This is a genomic window from Arthrobacter sp. PvP103 (genome assembly GCF_017833075.1).
Taxonomy (GTDB): domain Bacteria; phylum Actinomycetota; class Actinomycetes; order Actinomycetales; family Micrococcaceae; genus Arthrobacter.
This window is the reverse complement of the sequence record NZ_JAFIBQ010000001.1, coordinates 182829-208693: the sequence shown is the minus strand read 5'-3', so window position 1 is coordinate 208693 and position 25865 is coordinate 182829. Positions and strand designations below refer to the sequence as shown.

Below are 25865 nucleotides of genomic sequence, written 5' to 3'. Positions count from 1 at the left end.
GGAGCGACGTGGCTACGTACACTCAATCCGCACCTGCCGGGGCCCTTGGGGCGCCCGTTGTTCCAAAGTCCAAGGGACGCATCGTCGTCAACTGGATCACTTCGACCGACCACAAGACCATCGGGTACATGTACCTGATCTCGTCCTTCGTGTTCTTCTGCTTCGGCGGCGTCATGGCGCTGCTGATCCGCGCCGAACTTTTCGAGCCCGGAATGCAGATCCTGCAGACCAAAGAGCAGTACAACCAGCTGTTCACCATGCACGGAACCGTCATGCTGCTGATGTTTGCGACCCCGCTGTTCGCCGGCTTCGCCAACGTCATCATGCCCCTGCAGATCGGTGCACCCGACGTCGCCTTCCCGCGACTGAACGCACTGGCTTTCTGGTTCTTCCTCTTCGGCTCCACGATCGCCGTCTCCGGCTTCATTACGCCCCAGGGTGCCGCTTCGTTTGGCTGGTTCGCGTACGCGCCGCTGTCCAACACCACGTTCAGCCCCGGCGTCGGCGGTGACCTCTGGGTGTTCGGCCTCGCACTCTCCGGCTTCGGCACCATCCTCGGTGCAGTCAACTTCATCACCACCATCATCTGCATGCGCGCTCCGGGCATGACCATGTGGCGCATGCCGATCTTTACCTGGAACACGCTGGTTACGGCCATCCTGGTCCTCATGGCCTTCCCGCCTCTCGCTGCAGCCCTGTTCGCCCTCGGCGCGGACCGCCGCTTCGGAGCACACATCTTCGATCCCGAGAACGGCGGTGCAGTCCTCTGGCAGCACCTGTTCTGGTTCTTTGGCCACCCCGAGGTGTACATCATCGCGCTGCCGTTCTTCGGCATCGTCTCCGAGATCTTCCCGGTCTTCAGCCGCAAGCCGATCTTCGGCTACAAGGGCCTCGTGTACGCAACCATCGCCATCGCTGCTCTGTCCGTGACCGTGTGGGCTCACCACATGTACGTCACCGGCTCGGTCCTCCTGCCGTTCTTCTCCTTCATGACGATGCTGATCGCCGTACCTACCGGCGTGAAGTTCTTCAACTGGATCGGCACCATGTGGCGGGGTTCCATCACCTTTGAAACGCCCATGCTCTGGAGCATCGGCTTCCTGGCAACCTTCCTGTTCGGTGGTTTGACGGGCATCATCCTCGCTTCACCGCCCCTTGACTTCCACGTATCGGATTCCTACTTCGTGGTGGCCCACTTCCACTACGTGGTGTTTGGCACCGTGGTATTCGCAATGTTCGCCGGCTTCTACTTCTGGTGGCCGAAGTGGACCGGCAAGATGCTCAACGAGCGCCTGGGCAAGATCCACTTCTGGCTCCTGTTCCTTGGTTTCCACGGAACCTTCCTGATTCAGCACTGGCTGGGTGTCGAGGGCATGCCCCGCCGTTACGCGGACTACATGCCGCAGGACAACTTCACGTGGATGAACCAGTTCTCCACAATCTCCTCGTTCGTGCTGGGCGCTTCGCTGATCCCGTTCTTCTGGAACGTGTACATCACCTGGCGCAGCAACGAAAAGGTTGAAGTGGACGATCCCTGGGGCTTCGGTGCTTCTCTCGAGTGGGCAACCTCTTGCCCGCCGCCGCGCCACAACTTCACGTCGCTGCCCCGGATCCGCTCGGAGCGTCCTGCCCTGGACCTCCACCACCCGGAGCTCGCACAGTCGCACACCGTTGAATCACCGGCACCGGCAGCGTCCGTGCTGGGCAACGCAGATCAGAAGGACACCGCCAAGTGAAGATCGAATCATGGATTTTTGGAGCCGGAGTCTTCTTCTTCGTACCGGTCTCCCTGGTTTACGGATTCCTGACCAACTGGTCTGAGTGGGTCGGCATCCTCGGTATCCTTCTCGTTGGCGGCCTTGCCGGCATGATCGGCGCGTACCTTGGCTTTACCGGCAAGCGCGTGGGTATGCGTCCCGAGGACCGCAACGACGCCGAGATCCACGAAGGTTCCGGCGAGCAGGGGCACTTCAGCCCCTGGAGCTGGTGGCCGCTGGTCCTGGGCCTGTCCTGCGCAGGCGGATTCCTCGGCCTGGCCGTAGGGTTCTGGGTCACGTTCATCGCCGGCGGCCTGGCCGTCATCGCCCTTGTGGGCTGGGTGTACGAATACAGCCGGGGTGACCACGCGCACTAGCGCATAAGTACTGATAACAGCGACGGCGGGCCCCACCATTTGGTGGGGCCCGCCGTCGTTATTTGCGCTTAGCCACAGTAGGACGCGTCCGTGCCTCGCGCGGTGTGGCGCACAGGGCCGCCGAAGTCGGTCAGGAAGCCCTCAGGCGGCCGCGCCTGCCTCCAGCAGTAGAGTCAGGCCTTCCAGTGCTGCCTCTGCGGATTCGACGCTGTAGCGGGCGGGAAGCGCCTCGGGGTCGACCGAGAGTTCCACCTCACAGCCGCAATAGAAATCGGCGGTCATGACTTCGAGCAGGGACCGCGCATCGACGGGCACGATTCCCTTCTTCCCGATTCTGACCGGCAGGCCGGAATCCGTAACGGCCCGGACGAAGACAGCGGCCGGCCGCGCGTGCAGGCCTATGGGTGATTGAACGATTGCCTTGCGCACTGGCAACAGGACTCCTTTGTTCCGACGGGTCTCGGCCGTCACGACTGCATTCCTGAACAAGCGTAGTGCCGGTACATCCGGTGGCCGAAACCGCCATCCGGGTGGTCTAGACCTGCCCTGCTATTGCTCTACCCTTAAAACATGAATGTAGATCTGGATTGCGGCCATGGCGGCGTCTGACGCGAGCAGGATGGTAGGGGAGATCGACCGCGACAGCGGGACGCCCATCTATGTCCAGCTGCGGGAACTCCTGCGCGCACACATCACGGCATCCTGCCCGCCAGGCTCGTCGCTGCCTTCGGAGCGCGACCTCGCCGAGAGATTCGGGCTGGCCCGCATGACGGTCCGCCAGGCCATCGATGCGCTGGTAGGCGAGGAGGTCATTGAACGGGTGGTGGGCCTGGGGACCTTCGTCCGGAAACCAAAACTCGATCTGCAGGTGAAGCTGACCTCTTACAGTGAGGAAATGCAGCGCCGTGGCATGGTCCCTGCCGCCAAGGTGTTGAGCTTCGAGCAGATCGGCGCGAGTGCGTTCCTGGCCCGGGAGCTGCAGCTGGACGAGGGAACCCCCCTGGTCCGCTTCAGGCGCCTCCTGCTGGCCGACAACGAGCCCATGAGCGTGGACGAGAACTTCATTCCCGCTCATCGCGTTCCCGGCCTGCTCGAAGGCGAACCACCCACCTCGCTGTACAACGTCCTGAGTGAACGCTTCGGCCTGGTCATGGAGTGGGGGGAGGACATGATTGAGGCCACGGCAGCGTCTCCGTCCACTGCCAGGCTTCTTAATGTAGAGGTGGGGTCCCCGCTGCTGAAGATCCAGAGGCACGCCTTCGTTGCCCGCTCCATGGTGGACTACTCCGTGTCTTACTACCGGGCAGACCGCTACAAGCTGTGGGTGCCGCTGCAACGTCCCGGAGTCCGTCCCACGCGCAACTACGCCTCCGGCTACCGGAATCCATAGGCGACGCAGAAGAGGCCCGGTCCATTCGGACCGGGCCTCTTCTGCGTCGCTTTCAAACCACTAGCTAGTGGCTGAGGGTCTTCTGTCCCTCGGCCGTTTCGACCGCTTCGTGCTGGCCGTGGTGCCCGTGGGCGGCCTCGAGCTCAGCCGGCGAGGCAGGTGCGACCCTGTCCTCGAAGAACCAGCGCGAGAGCGCTGCACGGCGCTTTTCCTTGCGGGTTACGACGCCGTGTTCGTTCGGAACAGCAGGCAGCGGCACCGGTGACTCGAAGCCCACCAGCTTGTAACGCTTGTAGTCATCCAGCGGGGCATGGACCTCAATGAACTCACCGTGCGGCAGGCGCACGATGCGGCCGGTTTCGCGGCCGTGCAGGGCGATTTCGCGGTCCTTGCGCTGAAGCGCCAAGGCGACGCGCTTGGTCACAACGAACGCGATGACCGGGCCGATGAAGAACAGTGCCCGCAACCAGTACGTCACGTCGTTCAGTGCCACATGGAAGTGCGTGGCAATGAGGTCCGAGCTGGCCGCAGCCCACATCACGCAGTAGAACGTGAAGCCGGCCATGCCGATCGCGGTACGAGTGGGAGCGTTGCGCGGGCGGTCCAGGACGTGGTGTTCGCGGTCGTCCTTGGTGATCCAGCGTTCGATCCACGGGTACATGAACAGCACCGTGAAGACGAGGCCGGCAGGTACCAGGGCCGGCAGCAGCACGTTCAGGGTCAGGACGTGCCCGAAGATGACGTACTCGAAATGGAAGTCACCGATGACACCGGGCATGAGCCGCAGCGCACCGTCAACCCAGCCGATGTACCAGTCAGGCTGCGTGCCTGCGGAAACCGGGGAGGGGTCGTAGGGACCGTAGTTCCAGATCGGGTTGATGGTGAAGAACCCCGCCATGAGGGCGATGACACCGAACACGATGAAGAAGAAGCCGCCGGCCTTGGCCGCGTACACCGGACCAAGAGGGTAGCCGACGACGTTGCCGTCGTTGCGGCCGGGGCCGGGGTACTGGGTGTGCTTGTGAACAACAACCATGAAGAGGTGGATCACAATCATCAGCAGGATCAGTGCCGGTACCAGGAGGATGTGTAGCATGTAGAGCCGGCTGATGATGACCGTACCGGGGAACTCGCCGCCGAACAGGAAGAACGAGATGTAGGTACCGATCACCGGGATCGACTTGATGACGCCGTCGATGATCCGCAGGCCGTTGCCGGAGAGCAGATCGTCGGGGAGCGAGTAGCCGGTGAAGCCTGCCGCCATGGAGAGGATGAGCAGGACACCGCCCACCACCCAGTTCAGTTCGCGGGGCTTGCGGAACGCGCCGGTGAAGAACACGCGCAGCATGTGGACGGAAACGGAAGCCACGAACAGCAGGGCGGCCCAGTGGTGAACCTGGCGCATGAACAGGCCGCCGCGGACATCAAAGGAGATATCCAGCGATGAGCTATAGGCGACCGACATTTCGACGTTCTTCAGCGGCGTGTACGAGCCGTCATAGTGCGTCTCCGCCATGGACGGATCGAAGAAGAACGTCAGGAACGTGCCGGAGAGCAGCAGGATGACGAAGGAATACAGGGCCACTTCGCCGAACATGAACGACCAGTGGTCCGGGAAGACCTTTCGGCCGAATTCGCGGAGAATGCCGGATCCGCCGACGCGCTGGTCAACAAAGTCGGTAATGCGGCCGCCCTTGGTTTTGGCGACGAAGGCGGGGGCATTAGCTGTTGATGTTGCGCTCATGCTCATCACGCTCCCAGTAACTCGGTCCTACGGGTTCTTTGAAGTCGCTCGTAGCGACCAGGTAGCCCTCGGCGTCAACTGCGATGGGCAGCTGGGGGAGAGGCCGGCTGGCCGGGCCAAAGATAACCTTGCATTCCTGGGTGAGGTCAAAGGTCGACTGGTGGCACGGGCACAGCAGGTGGTGGGTCTGCTGCTCGTACAGGGCAACAGGGCAACCAACGTGGGTGCAGATCTTCGAGTAGGCAACGATGCCGTTGTAGCTCCAGTCCTCGCGGCCCGCAGAGGGCTTGAGGGACTCGGGGTTCAGGCGCATGAGCAGGACGACGGCCTTGGCCTTTTCGTTCAGCTTGCCTTCATGCAGTTCGTTCAGGCCTTCCGGAATCACGTGGAAGGCCGAGCCGATGGTGACGTCCGAAGCCTTGATGGGCGTACCGTCCGGGTCCCGGGTAAGGCGTTTGAGCTTGCCCTCCTGCGGGGCCCACATGGTGTGTGCAAGCTTGTCGTCCGGACGGGGACCGAGGTCACCGAAGACGGCCAGTGCAGGCAGCGGAGCCAAAGCCACGGCGCCGAGGAGCGTGTTGCGGATCAGCGGCCGGCGCTTGATGCCCGTTTCTTCGACAATGTCATCAACGATGCGGACTGCCGCCTGACGGTCCTCTTCGGTGCGGATGGCATGGCGCTCTTCGGAGACTTCGTGGTCTGGCATGAGCGCCTTGGCCCAGTGGACAATGCCGGTGCCGATGCCGAGCATGGCAAAGGCGGTGCCGATGCCCAGCAGGGCATTCTGCAGCCGGATGGTGGCGATCGTGGAGTCGGGTCCAAGATCGATGGCGAAGTACGCCACCAGGAAGATCACGGTGCCCACGACTGAGCTGCCGAAGAGAACGGCAACCTGCCGTTCTGCACGCTTTGCGGCCTTCGGGTCCGTGTCAGCCAGGCGCAAACGATGCGGGGGAATTCCAGGATCCTGGAACTTCTCCACCTCATTCTGACCAGCCGTAGCTACGGTGCCCGAGTGGTTCGGACTGCCGTCACTATGGTTGCCCATAATTCGCCTCATCCTTCTCTCGTCCCGGCCAGTGCCGGGTTAGTTTTCAATTCCATACTGCTGACTCGTCAGCAGGAGTTCTTACAGTTGCGGACGTCGCTAGGACGTCCGGGACGTCAGCCAGATGGTGAAGGCGATGATGACGCCCAGGCCGGCGATCCAGACAAACAGACCTTCAGAGACGGGGCCCAGGGCGCCGAGATCGGCTCCGCCGGGTGAACCGCTGGCTTCGATCTGCTTCAGGAAGGTGATGATGTCGCGCTTGCCTTCGGGGGAAACGTTGGCGTCGTTGAAGACCGGCATGTTCTGCGGCCCGGTAACCATGGCCTCGTAGATGTGCTTTTCGGAAACATCAGCAAGGGCCGGTGCGAACTTACCGCGGGTGAGCGCTCCGCCGGCGGCTGCAGCGTTGTGGCACATGGCGCAGTTGACCCGGAAGAGCTCGCCGCCCTCTGCGGCGTTGCCCTTTGCGTCCAGGAGGCCCTCTTCAGGGATGGACGGGCCGGGGCCGAGCGAAGCGACGTAAGCGGACAGCTGGTGGGTCTGTTCGTCGTTGAACTGTGCGGGCTTCTTGTAAGCCTGCGGGCCGTTCATCTGCATGGGCATGCGCCCGGTGCCTACCTGGAAGTCAACGGCGGCAGCACCGACGCCTACAAGTGAGGGTCCGTCCTTGGTTCCGCTCGCACCCATGCCGTGGCAGGTTGCGCAGTTGGCGGCGAAAAGCTTCCCGCCCTCTTCAGTGTCGTTCGCACTGAAGCTGGTGGTGGAAGCCTTGGCCTCGTTGACGGTGGTGGCAACGGCGTACAGCCCACCAGTGAGGAGGAGGCCCATCAGCAGCAGCGCAATGGCTGCCAGTGGGTGACGTCGCTTCTGCGAGAGTGCCTTCACGTGGTGGTTCCTTTTTTCGATCGTGCGTCGGCTCCGGGAGCCGCTTCTTGAAATTCTGCCTCTTGTAGAAAAAGAGTCAAGTCGGGGCTACCTGAGGACGTAGATGACCAGGAAGAGGCCGATCCACACGACGTCGACGAAGTGCCAGTAGTACGAGGTGACAATCGCGGACGTTGCCTCGAAGTGACCAAACTTCTTGGCGGCAAACGAACGGCCGATGATGAAGAGGAAGGCGATGAGGCCGCCGATGACGTGCAGGCCGTGGAAGCCGGTGGTCATGTAGAAGGCAGAGCCGTAAGCGTTCGACGAGAGCGACACATGCTCCGAGACGAGCATGGCGTATTCAGTTGCCTGACCGGCAACGAAGAAGGCACCCATGATGAACGTGAGGGTGAACCATTCGTTCATCCCCCAACGCGTGAAGGCAAGGGGGCCGCCGGCGCGGCGCGGCTGGAGCCGCTCAGCGGCGAAGACGCCCATCTGGCAAGTGAATGAACTTGCCACGAGGACGATCGTGTTTACGAGCGCAAAGGGGAAGTTGAGCTTGGCTGTCTCTTCGGCCCACATCTGTCCGGACGTCGAACGGAGTGTGAAGTACATGGCAAAGAGACCGGCGAAGAACATCAACTCACTGGACAACCAGACAACGGTTCCTACGGAAACCATATTCGGGCGGTTCAGCGTCGGGTGCGCCGGGGTACTGGGGGCATGGGTCGCAGATGTCACATAGACATTATGTCTGTAAAAGTTCCTCCTGCCCAACGCAAACCGCCATTTCCGCGGACTTTTTCTACAAAGACGCGAATTCGCGCGGAAAAGTTCCCGGACCGGTTCACATTGGTCATCAGGGCGGGTGCCTCGATAGCATCAGGAGGTGACTTCACAGGCATCTGCACAGGCGGCGGGCAACACCTGGCCGCGGCTCATTTCGGCACTGATCAACGGCGCGGACCTGACGGCCGACAATACGGAATGGGCGATGGACACCATCATGTCCGGGGAGGCCACCCCTTCGCAGATCGCCGGGTTCCTGGTGGCGCTGCGGTCAAAGGGCGAGACGGTGGACGAGATAGCCGGGCTTGTCGAGGCCATGCTGGCGCACGCGAACCCTGTCGACATCGCCGGCGAGAAGCTGGATATTGTGGGCACCGGCGGTGACCAGCTGAACACCGTCAACATTTCCACCATGGCCGCCCTCGTCTGTGCGGGAGCGGGCGCAAAGGTGGTTAAGCATGGCAACCGTGCGTCGTCGTCGTCGTCCGGGTCGGCGGACGTGCTGGAAGCGCTCGGCGTCCGGCTGGACCTGCCCATCGAACGCGTTGCGCGCAACGCAGAAGAAGCGGGGATCACGTTCTGCTTCGCCCAGGTGTTCCACCCCTCCTTCCGGCACACTGCCGTCCCGCGCCGGGAGCTTGCCATACCCACGGCGTTCAACTTCCTCGGCCCGCTGACCAACCCCGCGCGGGTTCAGGCCTCGGCGGTTGGTGTCGCCAACGAAAGGATGGCCCCCTTGGTTGCCGGGGTCCTGGCCAAGCGCGGAAGCCGCGGCCTGGTTTTCCGGGGGAGTGACGGACTGGACGAACTGACAACCACCGGACCGTCCACTGTCTGGGAGATCCGGAACGGCGAAGTGACGGAACAGACGTTTGATCCCCAGGCGCTGGGCATCCGTGCCGCAACAGTGGAGGAGCTCCGCGGCGGCGACGCGACAGCCAATGCCGCCGTCGTCCGTGATGTCCTGAGCGGCGTGGCGGGCCCGGCCCGTGACGCCGTCCTTCTGAATGCCGCCGCGGGCCTGGTGGCATTCGACGTCGATGCCGAGGGCACGCTCACGGACCGGATGGCGGCCGCGTTGAAGCGAGCGGAAGAGTCCATTGACTCCGGTGCCGCGGCGGCCGTGCTGGAAAAGTGGGTCGCCCTTACCCGGGGTTAGCCGTTCAGGGCCTACTGCTCGAAGCCCAGTGCGAAAGCCGCATCGAGGTCGTGCTGGGAGTACGCGCGGAACGCGATGTGCGTCGTCGTGTGAACCACCGCCGGCACCTTGGACAGCTTGTCCGCAATGACGTCCGCGAGGTCATCGTGCTTCGCCACCCGGGCCACGGCGATCAGGTCCCATTCCCCGGTCACGGAGTAGACCTCGCTGATGCCCGGAATCGCCGAAATTTCCTCCGCCGTCTCCGGAATTCGGGAGGCGTCTGTCTTGATCAGGACGAATGCGGTGATCACTCTGGACCTTTCGGATGGATGCGCCCTTGAGGGGGCGGCAGGCGATGCTGTGTGCTGCCAGCCTAGTACATTCAATGTGAATCAGCGGAGCTGCCGGCGTCCTTTGAACCGGCCAACAGCGGCCACAATCAGACGGTAGCCCACAAGGAAAACGCCCAGGCTCAGCGTGGCAACAATCACGAACGGCAGGACCACCGTCTGTCCGGTCGCCGCCCGCAGAACCATGCCCAGGGCCACGGCGCCAAGCCACACAGCGACGCCTTCCGGCCAGACGCGCAACGGCCCCCGCCATACCCGCAAGGCAAGCCATGCGATGGCAGCCCCGGCCAGAAACGGCCAGGCCGTCGAGAGGACCCCGGTGATCACGTCTCCGCGCTGGTGCGCGTCCCGGCCGATGGCTGCAAACGCCAGGATAAGGACGGTATCGGCGAGGGCGGCAAATCCTGCCGCGTTCCTGGCAGCGGCGCGGACGGGTGTCGGGTTAGGGTGGGAAGGCATACCTCCACACTAGTTGCGGTTCCGCGCCCGGACGAGCCGATGTGGGCCTGCGTGACCGCCGTCGGCGGCCCTAGACTGTGACCGGGAACACCGCCAGCAGACTTTCCGGCGTTCCTGTTCACGCCCCACAGCACCAATTCCGCACGCAACGACAAACCGGACGGCACTATGAGACTTGTCCAGATCGCGCAACATGCCAGCGACCTTCCGCGGGCAGGGGAGTTTTACGCCGCCCTGCTCGGCGTCGAGGCCCGTGCATTATTCGATCCGCCCGGGCTTCTCTTTTTTGACCTGGACGGCGTGCGCTTGCTGCTCGAAACCGGGGCGCCGTCCGCCTTGCTCTACCTGGCAGTGCCTGACGTCAGGGAATCCGTGACCGGCCTCCGGGGCAGGGGAGTGGAGATAGTTGAGGAGCCCAAGGTGATCTTCAGCCATGCTGATGACCGCCTGGGTCCGGCCGGAACCGACGAATGGATGGCTTTCATCCGGGACAGCGAAGGGAACACCGTTGGCCTGGTCAGCCAGCTGCCGCATTAACGGCCGGCTTACCGGCTCCATTGTGCCGCGAATCACCCACCGCTAGGCTCACACACGCAACCGAAGGATCGCGTCGGGAGTCCGTTCCGGCGAAGCCAGTGAGATGAAGCCAGTGAGATGAGGGAACCAAGTGACTGAAAAGATCACCACCTGCCTGTGGTTTGATACGCAGGCCGAGGAAGCAGCGGACTTCTATGTCTCGGTCTTTGACGACTCGAAAATCCTTAACGTGGCCCGTTATGGCGACGTTGGACCCGGCACCGCAGGCCAGGCGATGACCGTGGAGTTCGAAATTGAAGGCCGCAAATTCCTGGGTCTTAACGGTGGGCCCGCGTTCACGTTCACTGAAGCTGTTTCCTTTGTAATCAACTGCTCCTCACAGGAAGAAGTGGACCGATACTGGACGGCCCTCACGGCCGGCGGTTCGGAGGGCCAGTGCGGCTGGCTCAAGGACAGGTTCGGCCTTTCGTGGCAAGTAGTGCCTTCCGCAATGGGGCAATTGCTGGGCGGGCCGGATCCTGAGGGGGCGCAGCGTGCCATGCAGGCAATGCTGGGAATGCGCAAGCTGGTGATCAGCGAGCTGCAGGCCGCCTACGACGGGGCCTGAAGGACCTTTAGGCGTCGGGGCCGGCTCCCAGGTTGGGTGCCGGGGGAGCGGGCCACATGCCATGTGGCCCTACCCGGCTCCGGCTGGCGGGACGATAATCGGGAATACCTACCCCGCACGCGATTGGAGGCGTTCGCGATGTCTGTTTACACGCTCGGAATCTGGTTGGTGAAACCCGGCAGGGAGAATGACTTTGTCCAGGCATGGCGCGATCTCGCCCGGAAGACCGAAGAGGATTTTCCCGGTGCGAAAGCTGTGCTGATGCATGATCGCGATGTTCCCAACAGATTTATCAGTACCGGCCCCTGGGAGTCGCTTGAACAGGTCGACGTGTGGCGGGCCTCACCCGCATTTACCCAGGGCTATGAGGCCATGCGCGATATGCTGGAGCACTTTCAACCGCACACCCTGGATGAAGCGGCGGCTATCGGCTGATTCCGGCCGGACACGTCACGCTCACACTGTGCCTGGGGCTTCGCCGGAAAACTTCTACTTTACATAATGTAGATTATCGGCGTTTTAGAGAAGGGGTTCAGAAGACGAGAGGACCCGCCTCCTGAACCCCTGGGCACCCTGTCCGGTCAGGCGCCGACGTAGGCCGCGAGGTGTTCACCGGTGAGCGTGGAACGTCCGGCGACGAGCTCGGCCGGTGCGCCCTCAAAGACGACCAGTCCGCCGTCGTGCCCGGCGCCCGGGCCAAGGTCGATAATCCAGTCGGCGTGAGCCATAACGGCCTGGTGATGTTCGATCACGATTACTGATTTCCCGGAATCCACCAACCTGTCCAACAGGCCCAGCAGGTTCTGGACGTCGGCGAGATGGAGGCCGGTGGTCGGCTCGTCCAGGACGTAGACGTCGCCCTTCTCCGCCATCTGGGTAGCCAGCTTGACGCGCTGCCGCTCGCCGCCGGACAGCGTGGTGAGCGGCTGGCCGAGCGTCAGGTACCCGAGCCCGACGTCCACAAGCCTGTCGAGGATTTTGTGGGCTGCTGGCGTCCGTGCCTCGCCTGCGCCGAAGAACGCCTCGGCTTCGGTCATGGACATTGCCAGCACTTCAGCGATGTTCCGGCCACCCAGCTCGTATTCCAGGACTGACGCCTGGAACCTCCGGCCCTCGCAGTCCTCGCAGACGGACTCCACGGTGGCCATCACACCCAAGTCCGTGAAGATGACCCCGGCACCGTTGCACGTGGGGCAGGCGCCCTCGGAGTTGGAGCTGAACAGCGCCGGCTTCACACCGTTGGCCTTTGCGAATGCTTTGCGGATGGGCTCAAGCAGGCCGGTGTACGTCGCCGGGTTACTCCGGCGCGAGCCTTTGATAGCGCCTTGGTCGATCACCACAACGCCATCGCGGCCGGCCACCGAGCCCTGGATCAGCGAGCTTTTGCCTGAACCCGCGACCCCTGTCACGACGCAGAGCACGCCGAGCGGAACATCCACGCTCACGTCGCGGAGGTTGTGCGTCGAGGCACCACGAACGTCCAGGGTGCCGGACGGCGTGCGCACCGAGTTCTTAACAGCTGCCCGGTCGTCGAGGTGGCGGCCGGTGATGGTGTCGCTCCCCCGCAGCCCCTCCACGTTTCCCTCAAAGCAGACGTTGCCGCCCTCGGTGCCTGCGCCGGGGCCGAGGTCAACAACGTGGTCAGCGATGTCGATGGTTTCCGGTTTGTGCTCTACGACGAGCACGGTGTTGCCCTTGTCACGCAACTGCAGCAGCAGCTTGTTCATCCGTTCGATGTCATGCGGGTGGAGCCCGATTGTCGGCTCGTCAAAGACGTAGGTGATGTCCGTGAGGGACGAACCGAGGTGCCGGATCATCTTGGTACGCTGCGCCTCTCCCCCGGACAGCGTGCCCGCGGGCCGGTCCAGGGAAAGGTAACCCAGCCCGATTTCGGCGAAGGAGTCGAGCAGGTGCTGCAGCCCCTTGAGGAGCGGGGCGACGGACGGCTCCCTGAGGTCACGGACCCAGCCGGCGAGGTCACTGATCTGCATCGCGCACAGGTCGGCGATATTCCGGCCCTGGATCTTCGACGACCTTGCCTCCGGGCTGAGTCGCGTGCCCTCGCACTCAGGGCAGGACTGAAAGGTGATGGCACGCTCAACAAAGGCACGGATGTGCGGCTGCATCGCGTCAACGTCCTTGGAGAGCATCGATTTCTGGATTTTCGGGATCAAGCCCTCGTATGTGAGGTTGATGCCCTCGACCTTGATCTTGGTCGGCTCCTTGTAGAGCAGGTCGTCCAGCTCTTTCTTGGTGAACTTCGCGATCGGCTTGTCCATGTCGAAGCCGGCACCGCTGAAGATACGGCCGTACCACCCGTCCATGCTGTACCCGGGGACCGTCAGGGCACCCCCGCCGAGCGACTTGCTGTCATCGTAGAGCGCCGTGAGATCGAAATCGGAGACCGAGCCCATGCCCTCGCACCGCGGGCACATGCCGCCCAGGTAGACCGCGTTCTGCACCACGCTCTTCTCGACCCGGCCGCCCTTCTCGGTGCTCATCACCCCGCTTGCCTTCCGTGTCGGGACATTGAAGGAGAAGGCCGTGGGTGGACCGATATGCGGTGTCCCCAGCCGGCTGAAGAGGATACGCAGCATCGCGTTGGCGTCGGTAGCGGTGCCCACGGTGGAGCGGGGGTTGGCCCCCATCCGTTCCTGGTCCACGATGATCGCGGTGGTCAGGCCCTCCAGCAGGTCGACGTCGGGCCGCGCCAGAGTCGGCATGAAGCCCTGCACGAACGCGCTGTACGTCTCGTTGATCATCCGCTGCGACTCCGCGGCAATGGTGGCGAACACCAGCGAGCTCTTGCCCGAACCGGAGACGCCCGTAAAGACCGTCAGCCGGCGCTTCGGGATCTCCAGGCTGACGTCCTTGAGGTTGTTCTCACGCGCCCCCTGCACGCGGATCAGGTCGTGGCTGTCGGCCACGTGCGGTGCCGGCGGCTGGGGTTCGGCCTGGGTGGCCATGCTCATCGTGTCTCCCTCGGTTATGCGGGGCAGCCGTCGCGGCTTCCGTCGGCGTCGCCCGGTTCAATCTAACCCGGTTCAATCTAACCAGCTCCGGCCGGTCCGGATGGGTGCCCTACCGTTTGGTAGCCACCATTGTCTTAAGTCCGAAGCTCACTGAGAATGAACCATGACGGTCTACATGAGGTCCCTGGAAACTGCTGTCCCGCCCACCGTACTCATTCAGTCTGAAGCCCGCGACGTGTTCGCGGCCCAGCCGGGGCTGACCAGGCTGGGGTCCCGGCTGGTCAACACCTGCTTTGATTCCGCAGCCATCGACACCCGGTACACGGCTGTCACCGAGCTCACCAAGGACACCCGTGCGGACGATCCGCAGTTCTTCGACCCGGCCACCGGCCTTGTGCTGAGCCCCAGCACCAAGGTCCGGAACGACATCTTCGGCCGCGAAGCCACCAAGCTCTTCGTTCAATCCGCCCAGGCCGCGCTTGATGCCTGCAACGGAATCGGTGCACACGACGTCACCCATCTCGTGACAGTCTCATGCACGGGTTTCTTCAACCCCGGCCCGGACTACAAGATCGTCCGTGCCCTGGGCTTGAGTCCGGCCGTGCAGCGCTACCACCTCGGCTTCATGGGCTGTTACGCGGCGTTTCCGGCGCTGCGTGCCGCCAAGTCGTTCTGCGAGGCAGACCCCGACGCCGTTGTCCTGGTGGTCTGCGCGGAGCTCTGCTCGCTCCATGTCCGCACCTCCAACGACCCCGACACCATCATGGGCTCGGCCTTGTTCGCCGACGGCGCCGCAGCAGCGGTCATCTCGGCACGGGACATTCCGGACGGAACGCCCCTGTTGCAGCTGGACCACTTCGAAACGGTACTCACTCCCGTCGGAGAGGAATCCATGGCGTGGAACATCGGCGACGAGGGCTTCGAGATGGTGCTGGGCAACTATGTCCCGCACATCATTGACGACCACATCATCGGCGCCCTTGAGCCGCTGCTTTCGCGGGACGAATCCCTGCGGGGACTCCCCTACCGTGACATCACCCACTGGGCGATCCACCCCGGCGGGCGGAGCATCCTGGACAAAGTACAGTCCCGGCTTGAGCTCACCGATGAGCAGCTCGTGCCGGCACGGGAAACCCTCCGCAACTTCGGCAACATGAGCAGCGCCACGGTGCTGTTTGTCCTCAAACACATCGCCGGGCTCCCGCCGCAGGAGGGCGACGAACGCATCTGTTCGATGGCCTTCGGGCCGGGCCTGACGGTGGAAACGGCGATGTTCACCAAGGTGCGCGCACCGCAGCCGGAAGGCTCGCACGCGGCTATCCGGCAGTTCGCCGGGACGGATGAAGCCGCAGCACGCACCGAGCCGTCACTCATTTGATGGCCACGCATACGACGGCCGCCGTCGGAATGCTGCGCGAGCGTGACACGCACGCTGTGGAGGAAATGGACCGTCCGGGCTGTGATCCTGCACGGCTGGACCGCACCTACGCACAATTTTCCCTGGTCAACCGGGCCGTGGCCGGATGGCGCGGAATCTACCGGACGCACCTCCGGCCGCTCCTTTCAACGGACAGGGTCACAACGCTGCTGGATATCGGCTGCGGGGGCGGGGACCTGGCGGTTCTGCTGGCGGCGTGGGCGGCCAGGGATCGGCGGCAGCTGGAAGTCACCGCCATCGATCCGGACCGTCGTGCCTTTGAGTTCGCGCTGCGCCGCGGGCGCCTCGACGCAGTGACGTTCCGGCAGGCATCCACTGCCGAACTGGCCGCCGAAGGAAAACGCTACGACGTCGTCATCTCCAACCACGTGCTGCACCACCTGGGCGCAGCGGAACTGCCGCAGTTCCTCGCCGAGTCGGCGCTGCTGTCCCGCGGCACCGTCCTCCACAACGACATCCGCCGGAGCCCCGCCGCATATGCGCTCTTCTACGCGGGATCATGGCCGTTTCGCGGTTCCTTCATCAGGGCGGACGGGCTGACGTCCATCCGCCGCAGTTACACAACTGCGGAACTCCGGGCTGCCGCTCCCCCGGGCTGGGCCGTTGCGCCCCGCGTACCCTTCCGCAACCTCCTCACCCGGATTGACCTTGAACCGGAACGCCCGCGGTGATTGACGTCGTCGTAGTGGGCGGCGGGCCGGTGGGGCTGTACCTGGCGGCCCTCCTGCTGCAGCAGGGCGTATCGGTCCGCGTCCTGGAGCGCCGCACGGAACCCGACACCCACTCCCGCGCCATCGGCATCCATCCGCCGTCGTTGGAAGCGCTTGACCGGATCGGGGTGGCGTCAGGCCTGGTGAACGAGGGCGTGCGGATCCGCCGCGGGGTTGCCATTGGCGGCGGCGTGGAAGTAGCCGGCATGTCCTTCGACTGCGTGTCCGGCCGCTTCCCCTTCGTGCTGTCGGTCCCGCAGGTTCTTACGGAGGCCGCCCTGGAACGGCGCGTGGGTGCACTGGACGGCGGGGCGATCATCCGCGGCGCCACAGTGACAGGAATTCACGACGACGGCTCCTCGGTTGCGGTGGACGTCGTCACCGCCGGCGGGGAATCCAGAATTCACGCCTCGCTGGCGGTGGCCGCGGACGGGGTCCGCTCCACCATCCGTCAGCTGCTGGCCATCACCGCCCCGCTGAGGACGTATCCGGACAGATACCTGATGGGAGACTTCGCGGACGGCACGTCGTTCGGCCCCGACGCGGCCCTTTTCCTGGAGGCTTCCGGGATCGTGGAGTCCTTCCCGCTGCCTGGAGGCGTGCGTCGGTGGGTGGCCAGGCTTCCGGGAACCACGCCGGACGTGCCCACCGCTGGTTCCTTGGCCCTGATCGTGCGCGACCGGACCGGAATCGCCGTCGACGCCGGCACCAATTCGATGTTCAGCAGTTTCGGCGTCCGCTCACGGCGGGTGAAGAGCATGATCCACGGCCGGACGTCTCTGATCGGTGATGCCGCCCATGAAATCAGCCCCATCGGCGGCCAGGGAATGAACCTGGGGTGGCTGGATGCCGCTGAACTGGCGCCGCTCATCCTCAGCCGGTTGGCGCATGCTGACTGCGGGCCTGAACTCAGGTCCTTTGAACGCCACCGGCTGCGGGCGGCGGCCAGGGCCGTCCGGCAATCCGAAGTCAACATGGCGCTGGGCCGGCCGGTGCCGCGCCCGCTGTGGCATGTCCGGAACCGGCTGATCGGATCCGCCGCCAGTGTGCCGGTCATCAATTCACGCGTTGCCGCCCGGTTCACCATGCACTAAAAGTCGCGGCGGCCTACTCCGCAGCCGGCTGTACCTCATCTGCGTCATCCTCGTCGCCGGTGAAGTAGCAGTCGTAACTGTCCTGGCTGGTGATCCGGCCTTCACGGACTTCGAAGACGGAGGTGGTGCGGGCCCTGATGGTATCGCCGGCATCCCAATAGCGGAGATTCATCAAGAGCGTCGCAGACCAGTCCACTTCCAGCACAACCCGGTTTCCTTCGCACGTGGTCCGCCGGACATCGAACCGCTGGTTGGACACCACCTGCCGGCTTTGCTCGGCACCCGCCAGCACCTGGTCGCGGGTCCGCCTGGTTCCTTCCGGGGCAAGCACGTGCGGCGCTTCGACCAGGGTGAAATCCTCGGCAAGGAAGCCGTCCACTTCAGCGGCGCCGCCGCCGGCCTCAATGGCGCGCACAAATCCAAGGACACAGGTGAGCGGCGTCTGTTCAGTCATGGAACGAGGGTAGCCCATTGTCAGGCGTCGCTTTTCAGCGCCGGTCGCGGCCGGGCAATGCCACCGGGCAGTGGCTTTAGACTGCTGGCATGAACGGCTTCCCAAGGGCAGGACGACGGCGGTCCTCAGCAACCTTCGCCGTTCTGGGTGCCCTGGTGGCGGGCCCGGCGATGCAGGGCTGCAGTCCCCAACCGCAGGCGCCCGGTCCCCTGACAGCGGAGCTCAACCAGTTCAGGGACAGCTACGGCACCGGGATCATCGAGATCCAGCTCAGCAATACGGCGAACGAGCCGGTCACTGTCCTCAGCGCCGAAGTGTCGACTTCCCTGTTCCCGGCCGGCACGGCATGGCACGCGCAAGCGGAGGGCACTGAGGTGCCGCCGGGCCAGACCAAGAGCCTGCCTGCCAGGCTGCCGGCACCCGCGTGCGGTCACCCCGGGACTGATGAACCTGAGACCGCTGAAGGGGCGGAAACCGGGCCCGGCAGTGCGCCGGCGGAAGTAACGGTATCCGTCCGGCAGGGCTCCACAACCCGCGAGGAGCGTCTTACGGCTGCCGACCCGTTCGGCGTCCTGGCCCGGAACTATTCCGAGCTGTGCCTCGCGCAGGACGCAGGGGAGATCGCTGACATAGGCCTGGCCCCGGACTTGGAGGTTGCAGCGGACGGCCGGACCGCCGTCGTACGCCTTCGGGTCACCCCGCGCAGCGCCGGTGCCGGAGCATCGCGCACACTGACCATAGAAAGGATCGAGGGGACCACACTGCTGGCCGAAGCGCAGGGGAACCCCTGGCCGCGCAGCATTACCGTGGCGACCGGCGCGGCTCCCCGGGAGCTCAGGCTCCATATCCGGCCTGCACGCTGCGATCCGCATGCCGTCGCCGAGGACAAGGTGGGGACCCTGCTGCCTTTGCGCGCCGATGCCGGCGGCCGGCAGGGTGTGCTCAAAGTTGCTGCCGGAACCGTCCTGAAAGCCCGGATCTACGAATTCGTCACGGCGGCATGCGCAGCGCACTAGGCTTTTCCCATGCTTCACGTAGCCAATCCCACGCCGTTCAGCGCCGCCCGGATCAGGGAAACTGTCCAGGAAATCCTCTCCGCAGGCGTCCTTCCCGCCATTGTCCAGGCCGGCCATCCGGTGCTCCGGCAACAGGCTGCCCCGTACGAGGGCCAGCTGGATGGCACTGAACTTGCAGCGCTGATCGCCCTGATGCGGGAGGTGATGCATGACGCGCCGGGCGTCGGCCTGGCCGCACCGCAGCTCGGCATTCCCCTGCAGCTTGCGGTCCTTGAGGACCAGTACGACGTCGACGCCGAGACTGCCGCCGTCCGCCACCGGTCGCCGCTGGAGTTCTTTGCGGTCATCAATCCGTCATATTCGCCGCTGGGGACCGGCACTGCGGCGTTTTACGAGGGATGCCTGTCGCTCCAGGGCCTGCAGGCCGTGGTCTCTCGACACGAAACGGTCCGCCTCGACTTCACCGATCCCGGCGGAACCAGGCGGCAGCAGGATTTCTCCGGCTGGCAGGCGCGGATTGTGCAGCACGAGGCGGACCACCTCCAGGGGATCCTCTATGTGGACAAGGCTGAGTTGCGCTCCCTCAGCAACAACGCCGAATACGGTGCCCGCTGGGCGAATCCGGACATCCGCCTGGCCCGGCAGGCATTGGGGTTTTTGCCGGGTCAGGGTACCGACCAGGGCAACTAGCTGTTGGCCGCCGTTGGCAGGTAGCGGGACCACCAGCGCAGGACTTCCTCGAAGCGCTGCTTCCGGTGGTGCGGGGTACCGGACCGGGAGAGCTCGTGGTTCTCCCCGGGGAACACGAGGAACGCGGCGTCCACGCCCTGCTGCTTCAGCGCTGTGAAGTATCGTTGGCCCTGTTCCACCGGGCAGCGGAGGTCTTCTTCGCTGTGGATGACCAGCGACGGCGTCCGGACGTTGCCGACCGTGGCCATGGGGCTTTGGGCGGCCATCTGTTCCGGCGAGGTGCCGGTGTACTCGCCGCCGAAGAACCAGCCGATATCCGAGGAGCCGATGAAACTGACCGGATCCAGGAATCCGCGCTCCACGATGGCCGCCTTGAAACGGTGGTCCTGGCTGATGGTCCAGGCCGTGAGATATCCGCCGTAGGAACCTCCCATGATCCCAAGCGCTCCGCCGTCGAGCTCCTGGAACTTTGCCAGGGCACCGTCGAGGAAGGACAGCACGTCCTGCATGTCAACGGTTCCCATCTTTTCCTTGATGGTCCGCCCGTGGGCCTGGCCGTACCCGGCCGAGCCCCGCGGATTACACATAAGCACTGCGTAACCGGCCGCGGCGTACACCTGGGCCTCGTCAAACAGGGCCACGGTGTATTGCGAGAACGGTCCGCCGTGGATGTTGAGCAGAACGGGGTGCGGCCCTTTCCCCGGCGGCAGCACCAGCCAACCGTGGACCGGATAGCCGTCAGCCGCCTCGAAGGTGACCTCCCGGGGCTCGATGATTTCTGCCTGACGCCGCAGCTCCGCCGAGAAATCGGTCAGCAGCCTCAGCTGGCCTTCCTCCAGCGCTGCGACGTCCCCCGCCGTGGCGGGATCAGCAAAACTGACGAACACTGAGCCGGCGGCCGCAGCTGCGCCGGTGACAACACGGTCACCATGAACCAGCAGCGCGTGGTTCCCCGTTGCTCCGAACTCCAGAAGCTCAACCGTGCCCTGGGCGTTGTTAAGCAGCAAGACGGAATCAGGTCCGCGGAGCTCCAGTCCCCCGGCGGACCCGGCCAGGTCCATAGTTTCGACGTCGCTCAATACACTGGCGTCGCCGCCCCCGGCCGGCATCACATACAGGGCCGTGTTGCGTGCGACGAAGTCCTGGCCGGACTCGCCAAGTTCCTGGGCGGTGTAGAACAGCCACTGTCCGTTCCTGGACTGACGTGCCGCGCCCACCGTCTGGCGGCCGCTGTTGGCAGCCCTGACCGGTTCCGGTTCTCCTCCAACGACGGGAACGCGGTACACGCCGGTCTCGAGGTCATGGTCGCTGCCCTCATGAAGGGCTGCAACGAAGTACACAGAGCGTCCGTCCGTGCTGAAGAATTCTCCGCTGTGGTCAGTCGCGGCGAACGTCAGCTGCCGTGCCGGCGGAAGCAGGGCCTCGGCGGTGTCGGCTTCACGCGCCGGACCGGCTTCTCTTCCGGTACCTTCGGCAACGGTCTTTTGCGCCCGCAGGGCGCGCCCTGCGGGCGCAACGGGCGGCTCGTCGTCCAGCTCGGGTACCTCCACGACGTAGAGCTGGAGCGGCTTGTCCGCCGTATATCCCACGCCGTTCATCCTGTATTTGAAGTCTGTGATGAGCCGTGCGTCCTCGGCCCCGGCGGATACGCCGTCCAGCGTGCCGTACCGGCCGTCGTCGGGCGTCCTGGCGCCGAACACAATGCTGTGCGAATCGGGAGACCAGGCGAAGGAGGAAACGCCGAGTTTGGCGTTCGTCAGGACCTGCGGTTCGCCGCCGGCAGCCTCCACGACATAAAGCTGCGGCTTCCCGTCGGCAGTAGCGCGCAGGAACGCCAGCACCAGGCCGTCCGGGGAAAATGCCGGTGCCGTGTCGCGGAAGCCGCGGGTCAGCCGGCGGGGCAGCTTTTCAGGCTCCAGCGGCACAGTCCATAACTGGCCCACGTAAGTATCGGCGTCGAAATCAGGGCGGATGACGGAGACCACGGCCCGGCTGCCGTCCGGATGGACGGCCGGGGCGGAAACGGACTTCAGCAGGGGCAGATGTTCAGGTTTCACGATTGTGAGCCTAACGGCTCGCGCATGGCCTGTGAAATAACTCACGCCGCGCCTGGACGGGACTGCCGGCGCCAGCGGCCGGGAGCCGTGAAGCGGCCGCCGCCGCGGCCCCTAGGATGGTGGCATGCTTCCCGACGCCGCCCGTTCCCTCCAGTGCCCCGTCTGCCGGAACAGCCTGACGCTGAGCGGCAACCGCCTGGCCTGCGTCGAGGGCCACAGCTTCGACGCTGCCCGGCAGGGGTACTTCAACCTGCTTGTGGGCAAGGGAACAGTCTTCGAAGCCGATACCGCCGCCATGGTGGCAGCCCGTTTCGATTTTCTTTCCAAAGGTCATTACCGGCCGCTCGCCGGTGCGGTCGCGGAGCTCGCAGCCCCGGTGCTACAGGGACCGCACGCCGCGGTACTCGACGCCGGCACGGGAACCGGACACTACCTCAAGGAGGTATTGGCCGCCGCACCCGCGGCGGCCATCGGCCTGGACATTTCCAAGTTCGCTCTGCGGCGTGCCGCCCGGATGAATCCCGGCGCCGCCAACCTGGTCTGCGATGTCTGGCAGCCGCTTCCGGTCACGGACACGGCCGTGGACGTCGTTACGGTGGTCTTCGCGCCGCGGAACGCCTCGGAATTCGCCCGGGTGCTGCGTCCCGGCGGCCGGCTGATCGTGGTGACGCCGCGGTCCGGGCACCTCGCGGAAATAGCGGGACAGACGGGCATGCTCGGCATCGAACCGGCCAAGGAGGAACGGCTGGCCGCTTCCCTCGGGGGACATTTCGCTCCGCACTCCGCCCGGGAGCTGGACCTCGAGCTTGGCCTTGAACCGGCCGACGTCGGCAACCTTGCCCTGATGGGCCCCGCCGGCCACCACCTGGATCCTGTAGCGCTGGACACCATCATCGCCGCGCTGCCGCCCCTCACCAAGGTCTCAGCACGGTTCCGAATCAGCGTTTTCGAACTCTTGAAGCGGCCGCCTGCATAACGACTTGACTACGTTCGGAACGTCCCAGGGGGCAGCCTCCTGCGCTCCGTGGCTTCGGTCTAGGATGGAAGGACAGTTACTGAGGGCCTGCTTCCGCAGCTCCGGGGACGAAGGGGGAACACATGTTTGAATGGCTTGGCGAGAACTGGTGGGCACTGTGGCTCACCGTATTCCTGGCGTTCGCCGTGGTGGAAATGCTGACGCTGGACCTCTTCTTCATCATGCTTGGCGGCGGAGCGCTGGCCGGGCTGCTTGCTGACTTCGCCGGTGCCGACTTCTGGCTGCAGATCGTTGTTTTCTGCGTTGTTTCCCTGCTGATGGTGGTGTTTGTCCGGCCCGTAGCGCTGAAGCACCTGAAGAAGGGCCCCGCGGAACAGCGGACTAACATCGACCGCCTGATCGGCGAATCCGCCCTCGTCATGGAGACTGTCAGCACATCCTCCGGCCTGGTCAAGATCGGCGGGGATGTCTGGAGCGCGCGCTCTGAGAACGGAGTCCTGAACGCCGGGCAACGCGTGGTGGTTTCCGCCATCGAAGGAGCCACCGCCGTCGTGGCGCCACAACCGGAAACGGCCGTTCAGTAGCAGCAGCACCATTACTTTTCCGGCAGCCGCCACCGGCGCCGGTCAGGCGGCAGAGCATCGCCGCAATACATAGCAGGGCACATAACTGGGGAATAGGTGATGTATGGATATCGCAGTCGCAATCGTGCTGCTGGTTCTCGTTGCGTTCGTAATAATAGTGCTGGTCCGGTCGGTGCGGATTGTCCCGCAAGCCCGGGCCGGCGTCGTGGAACGGCTCGGTAAGTACCAGCGGACACTGCTCCCCGGCCTCACCATCCTTATTCCCTTCGTGGACAGGCTCCTGCCGCTCCTGGACCTTCGCGAGCAGGTTGTTTCATTCCCCCCGCAGCCGGTCATCACCGAGGACAACCTCGTCGTTTCCATTGACACCGTGGTCTATTTCCAGGTCACTGACGCGAGGGCGGCCACGTACGAGATTGCGAATTACATCCAGGCGGTCGAACAGCTCACCACCACCACGCTCCGAAACGTCGTCGGCGGCCTCAACCTCGAAGAGGCCCTGACCTCCCGCGACCAGATCAACGGCCAGCTTCGCGGCGTCCTGGACGAAGCGACCGGCCGCTGGGGCATCCGCGTTTCCCGTGTGGAGCTGAAGGCCATTGATCCGCCCCACTCCATCCAGGACTCGATGGAGAAGCAGATGCGTGCCGAACGTGACCGCCGCGCCGCCATCCTCACCGCTGAGGGCACCAAACAGTCAGCCATCCTCACGGCGGAAGGCCAGCGCCAGTCCTCCATCCTCAAGGCTGAAGGTGACGCCAAGGCTGCCATTCTCCGCGCAGACGGCGAAGCCCAGGCGATCCAGAAGGTGTTCGACGCAATCCACAAGGGCAACCCCGACAACAAACTCCTGGCTTACCAGTACCTGCAGACCCTGCCCAAGCTGGCCGAAGGTTCCTCGAACAAGCTCTGGATCATCCCCAGCGAAGTTGGCGAGGCCCTGAAGGGCATCGGCAACGCCCTTGGCGGCAGCAACCCGGATCCCCGCGCCGGCGGTCTGTTCGATGCCGCTACTGGCGACGGCACGAACACCGCCGCCGGGGCGCGGCCGGATGCTGCCGAACCCAACACTCCGAGGCAGCCGCTGTAGACAGCCCCGTGAACCGTGGGCCAGGGGAGGTATCCGCAGTGCGGGCGCCTCCCCTGTTTCGTGCCGCGGCCTCCGCTTTACTCGCCAGCACAAAAACCCGTATAATAGTATATTTGTCCGGCTGGTTCAGCCCCGCCGGAACAACATAGCTTGGCAAAGCGTTGTACCTATTGGTGCAATGCTTGCAAACAGTAGTCCGAGGCGTGAGCTGCCCCGGCTAGCGCGGAGCCTGACTCCGCGAATCGACCAAAGGGAGAAATCATGAGCGATCGCAGCCTCCGGGGCATGCGTCTTGGCGCACAGAGCATGGAGACGGAATCCGGTGTTGAGCCGGCTCCGCGCCAGCGGGTTGAGTACCGTTGCGAGGACGGCGAGCAGGTCTTCGTTACCTTCTCCTCCGAAGCCGAGATTCCCCCGGTGTGGGTTTCGAAGACCGGCAAGGAAGCCTTGCTTGTCGACGGCGAACGCCCCATCAACAGCAATGAGAAGGCCGTCCGCACGCACTGGGACATGCTCCTTGAACGCCGCTCGCTGCCTGAGCTCGAGCAGATCCTCGAAGATCGCCTGACCATTTTGCGGGAGCGCCGCGGCGAACGGCGCTCGGCTTAGGTCCGGCGCAGGCTAGGCGCAGCATAAAAGGGCCGGGCCCGTGACCTCTTGTGAGGCTACGGGCCCGGCCCTTTTGCGACTGTGTCTGTCCGGCCGCTGCCGGCACCTGGCCGCTCGTCTAGGCTGCGGCGGAACTCCGGCCCGTGAGCTTCTGCCAGCGGGCAGTCAGTCCCCATTTTGTGACGTTGATCATGGCTTCCACCACAATGTTTCCGCTCATTTTGGAAGCTCCGAGTTCCCGCTCCACGAACGTGATGGGGCGTTCCACGATCTTCAGACCCATCCTGGCCACACGCCAGGCAAGGTCCACCTGGAACCCGTAACCCACGGAGTCCACCTGGTCGAGGTTGAGCTTCTCCAGGGTCGTGCGGCGGAAGGCGCGGTACCCTCCGGTGACATCCTTGATCTTGATGCCCAGCATCAGCCTCGCGTACGTGCTGCCGACGCGTGAGATCGCCTGCCTGTACAGCGGCCAGTTGACCACGCTGCCGCCCGGCACCCAGCGCGAACCCATGGCCAGATCCGCGCCCTCCTCCACTGCGTCGAGGAGCTGCTGCAGCTGCTCGGGCTGGTGCGAACCGTCGGCGTCCATTTCCACGAGGATGTCGTATCCGGCCTCCAGGCCCCACTTGAATCCGGCGATATAGGCGGCTCCCAGTCCGGCCTTGCCTTCACGGTGCAGGACGTGGACCTGGCCGTCCTCAGCAGCGATACCGTCCGCCAGCTGGCCTGTGCCGTCCGGGCTGTTGTCGTCCACCACCAGCACATCGGAAGCCGGGACAGCTGCACGCAGGCGCGCGAGTGTCTTGGGCAACGATTCCAGCTCGTTGTAGGTGGGGATGATGGTGAGGACACGCACAGCGAGGCCCTTTCCTTGATGGGAGCGGTCACGCGCCAGGAAGCTCAACAGGAGAGCCGGCTTTAAGGCGCAAGTCACCATTATAGGGAGTTTGCGCATACCGGGCGCGTCACACGTGATGCCGCGGGCAGGTCCACACGCCTCGGGCCAGTTTCGGACGGATGCGATATGCCTCGGCGGAACTGTTTTCTGCTGCGAAGTGGACCTGCCCCTGGGACTACCACGCTCCGGCCTGCCGTCAGGC

27 protein-coding genes are annotated in these 25865 nt (G+C 64.4%); 16 read left to right on the top strand and 11 right to left on the bottom strand.

What is annotated here, in order from left to right; translation table 11 throughout:
• Positions 1-8 precede the first annotated feature (8 nt).
• Both ctaD and JOE41_RS00970 read left to right on the top strand, forming a co-directional pair.
• Entirely contained in the window at positions 9-1736 is a 1728-nt protein-coding gene (gene ctaD / locus JOE41_RS00975) for a cytochrome c oxidase subunit I (RefSeq protein ID WP_011692060.1), read from the top strand.
• Entirely contained in the window at positions 1733-2134 is a 402-nt protein-coding gene (locus tag JOE41_RS00970; protein WP_011692059.1) for a cytochrome c oxidase subunit 4, read from the top strand. The genes ctaD and JOE41_RS00970 overlap by 4 nt, the downstream gene beginning before the upstream one ends.
• A gap of 141 nt (positions 2135-2275) precedes the next feature.
• Here the strand turns inward: JOE41_RS00970 and JOE41_RS00965 are convergent, their stop codons facing one another.
• The gene (locus tag JOE41_RS00965) at positions 2276-2569 is read right to left on the bottom strand and encodes an HPr family phosphocarrier protein (RefSeq protein WP_043430722.1); all 294 of its coding nucleotides are present in this window, start codon (positions 2567-2569) and stop codon (positions 2276-2278) included.
• A 160-nt stretch (positions 2570-2729) separates the two neighbouring features.
• Here JOE41_RS00965 and JOE41_RS00960 point away from each other — a divergent pair, with 160 nt between their 5' ends.
• Positions 2730-3524 carry a GntR family transcriptional regulator gene (locus JOE41_RS00960; protein WP_209750395.1) on the top strand — a complete coding sequence of 265 codons (795 nt, stop codon included), beginning with the start codon at positions 2730-2732 and terminating at the stop codon, positions 3522-3524.
• Positions 3525-3588: 64 nt separating this feature from the next.
• Here JOE41_RS00960 and JOE41_RS00955 read toward each other — a convergent pair whose 3' ends face one another.
• From JOE41_RS00955 to JOE41_RS00940, 4 genes are all read right to left on the bottom strand, one after another.
• A complete protein-coding gene (locus JOE41_RS00955; protein WP_043429792.1) occupies positions 3589-5268 on the bottom strand; it encodes a cytochrome bc complex cytochrome b subunit in 1680 nt (559 codons plus the stop codon).
• Positions 5246-6316: a ubiquinol-cytochrome c reductase iron-sulfur subunit gene (locus tag JOE41_RS00950; protein WP_011692055.1), complete on the bottom strand. Its 1071-nt coding sequence runs from the start codon at positions 6314-6316 to the stop codon at positions 5246-5248. The genes JOE41_RS00955 and JOE41_RS00950 overlap by 23 nt, the downstream gene beginning before the upstream one ends.
• A 99-nt stretch (positions 6317-6415) precedes the next feature.
• The gene (locus JOE41_RS00945) at positions 6416-7204 is read right to left on the bottom strand and encodes a c-type cytochrome (RefSeq protein ID WP_011692054.1); all 789 of its coding nucleotides are present in this window, start codon (positions 7202-7204) and stop codon (positions 6416-6418) included.
• Between the two features lie 87 nt (positions 7205-7291).
• Entirely contained in the window at positions 7292-7966 is a 675-nt protein-coding gene (locus JOE41_RS00940; protein ID WP_231510979.1) for a heme-copper oxidase subunit III, read from the bottom strand.
• Between the two features lie 112 nt (positions 7967-8078).
• On the opposite strand from JOE41_RS00940, the gene trpD reads away from it, so the two are divergent.
• Positions 8079-9137 (top strand): anthranilate phosphoribosyltransferase, encoded by a 1059-nt coding sequence (trpD, locus tag JOE41_RS00935; RefSeq protein WP_011692052.1) that lies wholly within the window; start codon positions 8079-8081, stop codon positions 9135-9137.
• A gap of 11 nt (positions 9138-9148) precedes the next feature.
• On the opposite strand, the gene JOE41_RS00930 is transcribed toward trpD, so the two are convergent.
• A complete protein-coding gene (locus JOE41_RS00930) occupies positions 9149-9430 on the bottom strand; it encodes an Lrp/AsnC family transcriptional regulator (protein WP_011692051.1) in 282 nt (93 codons plus the stop codon).
• Between the two features lie 81 nt (positions 9431-9511).
• Positions 9512-9928, bottom strand: a complete 417-nt coding sequence (locus JOE41_RS00925; RefSeq protein WP_209750393.1) for a DUF3054 domain-containing protein — start codon at positions 9926-9928, stop codon at positions 9512-9514.
• Positions 9929-10096: 168 nt separating this feature from the next.
• On the opposite strand from JOE41_RS00925, the gene JOE41_RS00920 reads away from it, so the two are divergent.
• From JOE41_RS00920 to JOE41_RS00910, 3 genes are all read left to right on the top strand, one after another.
• Complete coding sequence (locus tag JOE41_RS00920; protein ID WP_209750391.1) at positions 10097-10465, top strand: VOC family protein; 369 nt, start codon at positions 10097-10099, stop codon at positions 10463-10465.
• Between the two features lie 130 nt (positions 10466-10595).
• On the top strand, positions 10596-11072 hold the full coding sequence (locus JOE41_RS00915; protein ID WP_209750389.1) for a VOC family protein: 477 nt from the start codon (positions 10596-10598) through the stop codon (positions 11070-11072).
• Between the two features lie 138 nt (positions 11073-11210).
• Positions 11211-11507: a putative quinol monooxygenase gene (locus JOE41_RS00910; protein ID WP_011692047.1), complete on the top strand. Its 297-nt coding sequence runs from the start codon at positions 11211-11213 to the stop codon at positions 11505-11507.
• Positions 11508-11653: 146 nt separating this feature from the next.
• On the opposite strand, the gene JOE41_RS00905 is transcribed toward JOE41_RS00910, so the two are convergent.
• Positions 11654-14038, bottom strand: coding sequence for an ATP-binding cassette domain-containing protein (locus tag JOE41_RS00905; RefSeq protein WP_374068735.1), 2385 nt, complete (start codon positions 14036-14038; stop codon positions 11654-11656).
• Positions 14039-14207: 169 nt separating this feature from the next.
• On the opposite strand from JOE41_RS00905, the gene JOE41_RS00900 reads away from it, so the two are divergent.
• The 3 genes from JOE41_RS00900 to JOE41_RS00890 are packed head-to-tail and all read left to right on the top strand — an operon-like array spanning position 14208 to position 17286.
• A complete protein-coding gene (locus tag JOE41_RS00900) occupies positions 14208-15422 on the top strand; it encodes a type III polyketide synthase (protein WP_209750385.1) in 1215 nt (404 codons plus the stop codon).
• Entirely contained in the window at positions 15422-16153 is a 732-nt protein-coding gene (locus JOE41_RS00895; RefSeq protein ID WP_209750383.1) for a class I SAM-dependent methyltransferase, read from the top strand. Before JOE41_RS00900 ends, JOE41_RS00895 begins: the two co-directional genes overlap by 1 nt.
• Complete coding sequence (locus JOE41_RS00890; RefSeq protein ID WP_011692042.1) at positions 16150-17286, top strand: NAD(P)/FAD-dependent oxidoreductase; 1137 nt, start codon at positions 16150-16152, stop codon at positions 17284-17286. The genes JOE41_RS00895 and JOE41_RS00890 overlap by 4 nt, the downstream gene beginning before the upstream one ends.
• A 13-nt stretch (positions 17287-17299) precedes the next feature.
• Here JOE41_RS00890 and JOE41_RS00885 read toward each other — a convergent pair whose 3' ends face one another.
• Entirely contained in the window at positions 17300-17740 is a 441-nt protein-coding gene (locus JOE41_RS00885; protein WP_052309685.1) for a nuclear transport factor 2 family protein, read from the bottom strand.
• An 89-nt stretch (positions 17741-17829) separates the two neighbouring features.
• Between JOE41_RS00885 and JOE41_RS00880 the strand changes: the two genes are divergently transcribed.
• Positions 17830-18756 carry a hypothetical protein gene (locus JOE41_RS00880; RefSeq protein ID WP_245200590.1) on the top strand — a complete coding sequence of 309 codons (927 nt, stop codon included), beginning with the start codon at positions 17830-17832 and terminating at the stop codon, positions 18754-18756.
• Between the two features lie 9 nt (positions 18757-18765).
• A complete protein-coding gene (locus JOE41_RS00875; RefSeq protein ID WP_209750381.1) occupies positions 18766-19446 on the top strand; it encodes a peptide deformylase in 681 nt (226 codons plus the stop codon).
• Here JOE41_RS00875 and JOE41_RS00870 read toward each other — a convergent pair.
• Entirely contained in the window at positions 19443-21503 is a 2061-nt protein-coding gene (locus JOE41_RS00870) for a S9 family peptidase (protein WP_209750379.1), read from the bottom strand. The two genes, JOE41_RS00875 and JOE41_RS00870, sit on opposite strands and share 4 nt — an antisense overlap.
• A 124-nt stretch (positions 21504-21627) precedes the next feature.
• On the opposite strand from JOE41_RS00870, the gene JOE41_RS00865 reads away from it, so the two are divergent.
• The 4 genes from JOE41_RS00865 (at position 21628) to JOE41_RS00850 (ending at position 24762) form a co-directional block, all read left to right on the top strand.
• Positions 21628-22479, top strand: coding sequence for a putative RNA methyltransferase (locus JOE41_RS00865; protein WP_011692037.1), 852 nt, complete (start codon positions 21628-21630; stop codon positions 22477-22479).
• Between the two features lie 122 nt (positions 22480-22601).
• Positions 22602-23063 (top strand): NfeD family protein, encoded by a 462-nt coding sequence (locus JOE41_RS00860; RefSeq protein WP_011692036.1) that lies wholly within the window; start codon positions 22602-22604, stop codon positions 23061-23063.
• Positions 23064-23166: 103 nt separating this feature from the next.
• A complete protein-coding gene (locus JOE41_RS00855) occupies positions 23167-24153 on the top strand; it encodes an SPFH domain-containing protein (RefSeq protein WP_011692035.1) in 987 nt (328 codons plus the stop codon).
• A gap of 261 nt (positions 24154-24414) precedes the next feature.
• Positions 24415-24762: an RNA polymerase-binding protein RbpA gene (locus tag JOE41_RS00850; protein ID WP_011692034.1), complete on the top strand. Its 348-nt coding sequence runs from the start codon at positions 24415-24417 to the stop codon at positions 24760-24762.
• Positions 24763-24880: 118 nt separating this feature from the next.
• Here the strand turns inward: JOE41_RS00850 and JOE41_RS00845 are convergent, their stop codons facing one another.
• Entirely contained in the window at positions 24881-25621 is a 741-nt protein-coding gene (locus tag JOE41_RS00845) for a polyprenol monophosphomannose synthase (protein ID WP_011692033.1), read from the bottom strand.
• Positions 25622-25865: the final 244 nt, after the last annotated feature.